This is a genomic window from Priestia sp. YIM B13489 (assembly GCF_042787645.1).
Classification (GTDB): Bacteria; Bacillota; Bacilli; order Bacillales; family Bacillaceae_H; genus Priestia; species Priestia megaterium.
The window spans coordinates 1-6,996 of the sequence record NZ_JBHZOQ010000020.1 but is presented as its reverse complement, the minus strand read 5'-3'; the positions used below and the strand labels follow the sequence as shown (position 1 = coordinate 6,996).

Here is a 6,996-nt window from a genome sequence, read left to right as displayed (position 1 = left end):
AAAGAAGTATTTAAATATATAGAGCTCTATTACAATACCAAAAGAATGCATTCTTCTCTGCATTATCTCTCCCCTATTGAATACGAAAAAGCCTATTCATCATAGTAGCCTAACTTAGTGTCCAGTAAATATTGACAGGTCCACATTTCCTTATTAGTTTCTGTCTAACAATCGGGGGGCAGTTCAGTGTCTTCTGGGTAGTTTCTATATCTTACACTTCTATTTATATCATTTTAATCTCTGTTCCGTTCCTGTTCGTGAAGATGTTTCATCAGTTTAAGCCTCAGATTTGCTCGTTATGACCATTTACCAAACGTAGGTATCCCGAATTCAGGAAAAAAAAGCAAATTCCTATCTTTTATGTCGGCAAGCGCCGCGGCGCTTGCACCTGGCATCGTCCTAGTGGATCTCGGTCTTAGGCCGACTGTACGCCGAGTTGCTGGGCCAACTTGAGCATTTCTTCGACGTGATAAATCTCGGCGACCTTGCCATCAACGATATGGAAGAAGTCAATACCCTTCAGAGCCACAGGTTTGCCGGTCGCGGGGACCCCCAAGAATTCTCCTGTGTGGGTTGCGGTCATCTCCCAATGAACGAGCACCCAGTCGTCGGGAAGCTCACGGTAAAAAAGGATTCGGTGCACCGAATTGGTGAACCCGGTGCGCAAGACCTCAACCAATGCTCGTATGCCTTCGATACCCGGTTTCTCGGGGTTGGCGGGGTTATGGTCGATCAGATCCGGAGAAAACACATCCTCTATCCTTGCAGGGTCGCCGACGTCGAAGAACTCCAGTTCACGGAAAGCGACCTGCAACGGTGAGGGAGGTGTCGATCGGACCAACTCGCTCGCGGTTTTTGCTGTTGTTTCCATTGTTTATCATCCTTTCGTTTACTAAAAATAATTTAATCGTTTACTAAAATTAATGTAACGATTATAGTTACATTGTAGATGTATAATATTCAATTTGTAAGTACGCACATTAGAGATATATACTATCCTAAAAGATACTTTAAAAAGGAGGGAAACAGAGTGGATAAACAACACTCACAATACTCACCATGTCCGGTTGAATTTACGGTCAATATGGTTGGAGGCAAGTATAAGTTAGTCATTTTGTACCAGCTTGCGATTCATGAGGTTAGGCGGTTCAATGAATTAAGAAGGGAATTATCCACTATTACGCCGCGCACACTCACTCGCCAGCTACGTGAGCTCGAAAGTGATGGGCTGATTAATCGTCAAGTGTATCCTGAAATTCCTCCCAAAGTAGAGTATTCGCTATCCGAGACTGGGAAGAGCCTTTATTCTATACTTCTCCAAATAGAGAATTGGGGTTTAAATCATATTTCAAATAACCCTAAATAATGATAGGAAGTAACAAGTAAGAGTAGGCATGATGAAGGCTAATGAGCTATGTCATTTGTTTACGTAAAGCTTGAAATCTCAACCAATTTTAAGCTGCGTTCTTTTTTCATCCTCTGGTTAAGAGGATGATTAACGGATAGTCTCGTTATTTTTTTCAAATTGACATTAATCGAACGATCGTTTATTATTGGGGCATGAGACATAAAGACGAACACAAAAATGAAAATATTTTTAATGCAACTATCCAACTTATAAATGAAATTGGTCTTGCTGAGACTTCTATGTCGAAGATTGCCAAGAAGGCTAAAGTATCTGCTTCAACGATTTATGTTTATTTCGAAAACAAGGAGGATCTACTTAACAAATTATATTTGAATGTTAAGAAGATGATGACTGAGGAAATTTTTAATAATTTTGATGCTTCGCTATCATTACAAGAGGCATTTGAAAACTCTTTAAGAAAATTTGTTGAGTTTACTTTGGCTAATAAGGATTACTTTTTATTTATAGAGCAGTTTCAAAATTCACCACTTCTTAACAAAATATCTCGTGATGAAATCACGGACATCTGTGAGCCTCTCTATAGTTTATTTGAGAAAGGAAAAAAACAACATGTGTTCAAACAAGTTGATACAAACCTGCTGGCTATTTTTACTCTCCAACCACTGATGCAATTTGTTAAGGAACATTTTAATGGAACAACCACTATAAATGAAGCTAATTTAAACAAAGTTATTCAAATGAGTTGGGATGCTATAAAAGCTTAAAAGTCGATTCGACTTTTAAACAGAGGGAGAAAGCAGTAATAACAAAGGTTTATTAAAAAAATTCTCCCTCTGAATATGAATGACTTGAAGATAATCGAACGATCGTTTATTATAGAGGCTGTCAAGTTTAGTCAGATGTTTAAGATTTGTTTTTTTAGAATATAAAATGAACGAACGTTCTTTTATTTTAAAGAATGATAAATTATGACGAATATCTAAGGAAGAGGAACTTTTGATGTAATGCATCCTTAGTTTAAAGAAGGTTAAGATAAGCAAGGAATTATTTTTTTATAGATTAAATGAACGAACGTTCGATTAATATTAAAGGTGGTGATAAGAATAAAGAAAAACGTGGCTATGCCTTTATAAAATAAAACAACCTACAACATAAGATAAATAAATATGTAAGAAAGAGGTTAAAACATGAACAAAAAATATAATAACTTATTTGAAACATTCACATTTAAAAATGGAGTTACTCTTAAAAATAGAGTCGTTATGGCACCGATGACAACTTGGTCAAGTAATGATGATTACACGGTTTCAGATGAAGAATTAACCTATTATCAAAAAAGAGTCAATGGAGTAGGACTCGTTATAACTGGTTGTACTCATGTTCAGCCAAACGGTATTGGTTTTACGAATGAATTTGCAGCTTATGACGATAAATTTATTCCAAGTTTACGAAAATTAGCTGGAGCTGCGAAAAGTGGTGGAGCTCCGGCAATTCTTCAAATTTTCCATGGAGGGAATAAAGCACTACCGGCTTTAACCCCAAATGGCGAAGTGGTTAGTTCCAGTGCCTTGGAAACTGAAGCTTCTGACTTTGCTCCTTCGGTATTACCTAGAGAGCTTTCACATGATGAAATACTAGAAGTGATTCATGCCTTTGGAGAAACAACAAGAAGAGCCATTGAAGCTGGTTTTGATGGAGTTGAAATTCATGGTGCACATGGGTTTTTACTTCAAAACTTCTTCTCGCCTTTCTTCAATAGACGTGAGGATGAATGGGGAGGTTCACTAGAAAATCGCTTGCGTTTCCCTCTTGCGGTCGTTCAGGAAATTAAAAATGTTATTAAAAAGCATGCATCTAAACCGTTTATTTTAGGGTACAGAATATCACCTGACGAACATCAAACAGGTGGTTTAAGAATGAAGGATACTTATGAATTAATTAATCGACTCATTGAAGCAAATGTTGATTATGTACACGCTTCGTTGGCTAACGTTCTCTCTTCAAAACCGGTTGATAGTAAAGATGACAAAACGTATCTTGAATTAATTGCTGAGCACGTAAATAACAGAGTTCCTGTCATTGCTGCGGGATCTATGGTCACTGCAAATGACGTTAAAACTGCATTAGATAAGGGGCTATCTCTAGCAGCGATTGGGCACGCGTTAATTATGAATCCAGACTGGATAGAAAAAGTTCAGAATGGAAACGAAGCTGAAATTAAGACAGCAATTAGGAAGTCGAAAGTAAGAGAGCTTGAGCTTCCGGAAAAACTTTGGACTGCCATTCAAGCTTCAGGTCCATGGTTTAAGATTGAAGAATAATTTTACCTACAATTAATGATGAAGAACAAAAGGTGTTGACTGGACAGATGTTTTAGTGAGAAACGTCTTTTGTTTCTCTATATTCTATCTAGTTAAGTTCTATTTCGATAAACGATAAAGATGTTCATAAATATTTTAAAAATATTAAATAATCAAATGAAATTGATGAAAATAAGGAGGGATTCTTTATGAAAGAGGAGATCATTTTTAAACAATCAGAAACTGTACGAAGTATTACGGTGGAACTTTTGGAGTCAATTCCTGAATCAGATTGGGATGTTATTCCTAAAGGCTTTAGAAACAACATTCGTTGGAATGCAGGACATATTTTAACTATACAGGATTGGTTTGCTAACAGTTTTCGTTCGCTTTCTGAAAATCTTCCTGAAAAATATCTGGCTTATTTTGCAAAGGATACGAGTCCGGCCGATTGGACTGAACATCCGCCATCAAAAGAAGTACTGCTTAAACTTTTAAAGGAACAACACGCATGGATTCGTACAACATGTAAAGGGAAATTAGATCAAAAATTAGATGATCCATTTAAAGGAATTGAAACACTCGGAGAGTTATTGTTACTCGGTAATTTTCATGATGGAATGCATAATGGTGTTATTAATGCACAAAGAAAGATACTAAGTGCAAATAAATAATGTCTTATTTTAACTAGGGTGTCAATAATCATGTTAGAGGACATAAATAAAGCACAAAACCGTTGATTGACAACGGATTTGTGCTTTTTCTGGTTTTAGTTTAAATAAAACACATTCTAGGTATCAAAGAGAAATCCAAAATAGTAAAAAAAGACCTGAATATTAGGTCTTTTATCTATTAATAATAGTTGATTTTCCCTTTAACACTTGTCTTTTTTGGGTGCTGATTATAAAACTTAGAACGGCAGCAATACTACAAGCATATGGAAGAGTAGAATACCCCCAATTTGATATCACGTAACCGCCAAGCATTGACCCGAGGGTAATGCCAATATATAGAGCCGTATTGTTCCATGCCATTACAATTCCCCGTTCTAAAGGATATTCAACAGCTAATCGAGCTTGATAAGATGTGAACCCTGCATATCCAACTAAAGCCCATATAAACATAAAGAAATACAACCAATCACCAGATGAGAAAAATACGCCTAGGCAAAGGAGTATTAGGATCAATACAATCAATGTATTTGTAGATATTTTCCTTTCCCCAAACTTATCAGTTAATTGCCCACTTGAAAGGCTTCCTAAAACCGCACCAATACCATAAAAGGTAACAGCCAGTGCAATTTCTGCCGATGAAAATCCATTATTAAAGTGTAGAGCTGCACCTAAATAAATATACAGGGTGTACATTGAAATCGCCCAAATGGCAGTAACGCTTACGGAACCAAGTATTCTCGCTAGATTTCCTTTTAATAGATTTGTTGTTAATTCATTACTAGGAACAGACTTCCATGTCTTAAAGTTTACAAACATCAATATAACCCCTATTGTGGCCATTACAATAAATACAGAACGCCAACCTAGAAAGTGTTCCAATAATGTACCAAGTGGTGTTCCAGCCCAAAGGGCTGTTAAGTGACCAGAAACAACAATTGAAAGCCATGTTCCCCTTCGACTTGGTGGTGCGATATCTCCAATGATAGCGTATATTAAAGGGGTAATGGAAGCTACTGAAAACCCAGCTAAAATACGGCTAACAATCAACCACAAAAAGGATGGGGCACAGGCCGTTAGGATATTGGAAGCAGCAAATAGTAATAACCCCAATGTAATCAAAGATCTTCGGCCTTTTTTATCTGAGAGCCACCCAAAGAATGGAGCTGAAAAAGCATACGTAATCGCAAAAACAGTTACCATCCATCCAGCCGTCGCTGAACTAATTTTATATGCTTGAGAAATGAATGGTAATAATGGGGATACAATAAATAAATCAGTCCCCATTAAGAATAAGGTAATCCATCCGATACTTAAGCTTACTCTTCCTTGTCCCTTCATTACATTCCTCCTACAACGTTATATCTCATGTGTATTCTCTAAAGCTATAACCTATACAAATTTAGTTACCATAATGTGCGTTCTAGGCACTCTTAACAAAAAAATGAAGCTCACCTAACAAAATTGTAAGCCCATCTTACATTATTGTTAGGTGAGCTTTATTAAATCTCGTATTATAATTAGTTGTAGAAAATATTTACAATTAACTAAAGGGATGAAATATATTGAAGGTAAAAAAAGATAATCAACCTATTATTATGTTTGATGGTATATGTAACGTATGTAATCATTGGGTCCAATTTGTGATAAAAAGAGATCCTAAAGGCATATTTAAATTTTTGTCTCTTCAATCAGATTTAGCACGTTCATTGATAATAAATCACAATCCGAATAATACGCAATTGGATTCCATTATCTTAATTGATAAAGGTCAAATATATACGGAATCTACAGCAATCTTACATATCATGAATAAGCTTACCGGACCTATAAGGTTTTTCATTCTCTTTTGGATAATACCTAAAAAAATCCGAGATAGAGCGTACCGTTTTATTGCAAAGAATCGATATCGATTCTTCGGGAAAAAAGAGAGTTGTCTCGTCCCTAGCAAAGAAATACAAAATAGGTTTATTAAAACGAAAATAGAAAGTGGGAAAATCAATGAATAGAAGTACATTTCTAAAAAAGCTTAGAATGACAATTATCACTACATTTAGATGGTCTTTAGCATTAACTTTCTTGATTTACGGCATTTCCAAAATCTATCCAGGCCAGTTCTCTACTGGCGACTTTATATATGACTCGACAAAGGACTCAGCAATGCAATTGGCTTGGCACTTCTTTGGATATTCGGATACATATAATCTTTTTATTGCTTTTGGAGAAATAACAGCAGCCTTATTATTAGTGATTCCAAAGACAGCAACTTTAGGAAACATTATTTATTTACCTATCACAGTAAATATTACTATTCTTGATTTTTGTTTTGAGATACCAGCTCGTTCTGTTACCACGTTGTTAACCTTTATGAGTATAGCTTTACTTTTCTTTGAATATAAAAAATTAAAAAGAGTCTTTTTTGACTCTCCAGTAACAGCTGAAACGTCTATCCAAACAGACCTAATGAAAAAGAAGGTGAACATACAATGATTGTGCTACCCATTATATTGGTCAGTTTGGGGATTTCTTCTTTTTACTATTTCATTCTTAAAAAAGAAGCTTGAGATGAATACAATATACAAATCCAGTTAAGTCGGGTAGGCAGGCACTCTCACGAGCACCCGCCCCCCTAAGAACCGTACGTGACAGATTTCCC

9 protein-coding genes are annotated in these 6,996 nt (G+C 36.0%); 7 read left to right on the top strand and 2 right to left on the bottom strand.

Going from position 1 to position 6,996, the window contains the following annotated elements:
* On the top strand, nucleotides 1-105 hold a 105-nt coding region (locus ACFX4W_RS01400), incomplete at its 5' end, for an IS3 family transposase (protein WP_377559149.1).
* Between the two features lie 310 nt (nucleotides 106-415).
* Here ACFX4W_RS01400 and ACFX4W_RS01395 read toward each other — a convergent pair.
* Nucleotides 416-871, bottom strand: coding sequence for an ester cyclase (locus ACFX4W_RS01395; protein WP_377559147.1), 456 nt, complete (start codon nucleotides 869-871; stop codon nucleotides 416-418).
* A gap of 159 nt (nucleotides 872-1,030) precedes the next feature.
* Here ACFX4W_RS01395 and ACFX4W_RS01390 point away from each other — a divergent pair, with 159 nt between their 5' ends.
* From ACFX4W_RS01390 to ACFX4W_RS01375, 4 genes are all read left to right on the top strand, one after another.
* The gene (locus ACFX4W_RS01390; RefSeq protein ID WP_377559145.1) at nucleotides 1,031-1,366 is read left to right on the top strand and encodes a winged helix-turn-helix transcriptional regulator; all 336 of its coding nucleotides are present in this window, start codon (nucleotides 1,031-1,033) and stop codon (nucleotides 1,364-1,366) included.
* A gap of 194 nt (nucleotides 1,367-1,560) precedes the next feature.
* A complete protein-coding gene (locus ACFX4W_RS01385; protein WP_098287856.1) occupies nucleotides 1,561-2,133 on the top strand; it encodes a TetR/AcrR family transcriptional regulator in 573 nt (190 codons plus the stop codon).
* Between the two features lie 423 nt (nucleotides 2,134-2,556).
* Nucleotides 2,557-3,690, top strand: a complete 1,134-nt coding sequence (locus ACFX4W_RS01380) for an NADH-dependent flavin oxidoreductase (protein WP_377559143.1) — start codon at nucleotides 2,557-2,559, stop codon at nucleotides 3,688-3,690.
* A 188-nt stretch (nucleotides 3,691-3,878) separates the two neighbouring features.
* Nucleotides 3,879-4,343 carry a DinB family protein gene (locus ACFX4W_RS01375; protein ID WP_377559141.1) on the top strand — a complete coding sequence of 155 codons (465 nt, stop codon included), beginning with the start codon at nucleotides 3,879-3,881 and terminating at the stop codon, nucleotides 4,341-4,343.
* Between the two features lie 171 nt (nucleotides 4,344-4,514).
* On the opposite strand, the gene ACFX4W_RS01370 is transcribed toward ACFX4W_RS01375, so the two are convergent.
* Nucleotides 4,515-5,681, bottom strand: a complete 1,167-nt coding sequence (locus tag ACFX4W_RS01370; RefSeq protein ID WP_377559139.1) for an MFS transporter — start codon at nucleotides 5,679-5,681, stop codon at nucleotides 4,515-4,517.
* A 257-nt stretch (nucleotides 5,682-5,938) separates the two neighbouring features.
* Between ACFX4W_RS01370 and ACFX4W_RS01365 the strand changes: the two genes are divergently transcribed.
* Both ACFX4W_RS01365 and ACFX4W_RS01360 read left to right on the top strand, forming a co-directional pair.
* Nucleotides 5,939-6,349: a thiol-disulfide oxidoreductase DCC family protein gene (locus ACFX4W_RS01365; RefSeq protein WP_264388383.1), complete on the top strand. Its 411-nt coding sequence runs from the start codon at nucleotides 5,939-5,941 to the stop codon at nucleotides 6,347-6,349.
* Nucleotides 6,342-6,830: a hypothetical protein gene (locus tag ACFX4W_RS01360; RefSeq protein WP_098366378.1), complete on the top strand. Its 489-nt coding sequence runs from the start codon at nucleotides 6,342-6,344 to the stop codon at nucleotides 6,828-6,830. The genes ACFX4W_RS01365 and ACFX4W_RS01360 overlap by 8 nt, the downstream gene beginning before the upstream one ends.
* Nucleotides 6,831-6,996: the final 166 nt, after the last annotated feature.

What these genes read in the sequence shown, in the direction of transcription:
- ACFX4W_RS01395 (WP_377559147.1), bottom strand. Translation starts at nt 871, where the DNA reads ATGGAAACAACAGCAAAAACCGCGAGCGAGTTGGTCCGATCGACACCT.
- ACFX4W_RS01385 (WP_098287856.1), top strand. Translation starts at nt 1,561, where the DNA reads ATGAGACATAAAGACGAACACAAAAATGAAAATATTTTTAATGCAACT.
- ACFX4W_RS01380 (WP_377559143.1), top strand. Translation starts at nt 2,557, where the DNA reads ATGAACAAAAAATATAATAACTTATTTGAAACATTCACATTTAAAAAT.
- ACFX4W_RS01375 (WP_377559141.1), top strand. Translation starts at nt 3,879, where the DNA reads ATGAAAGAGGAGATCATTTTTAAACAATCAGAAACTGTACGAAGTATT.
- ACFX4W_RS01370 (WP_377559139.1), bottom strand. Translation starts at nt 5,681, where the DNA reads ATGAAGGGACAAGGAAGAGTAAGCTTAAGTATCGGATGGATTACCTTA.
- ACFX4W_RS01365 (WP_264388383.1), top strand. Translation starts at nt 5,939, where the DNA reads ATGTTTGATGGTATATGTAACGTATGTAATCATTGGGTCCAATTTGTG.
- ACFX4W_RS01360 (WP_098366378.1), top strand. Translation starts at nt 6,342, where the DNA reads ATGAATAGAAGTACATTTCTAAAAAAGCTTAGAATGACAATTATCACT.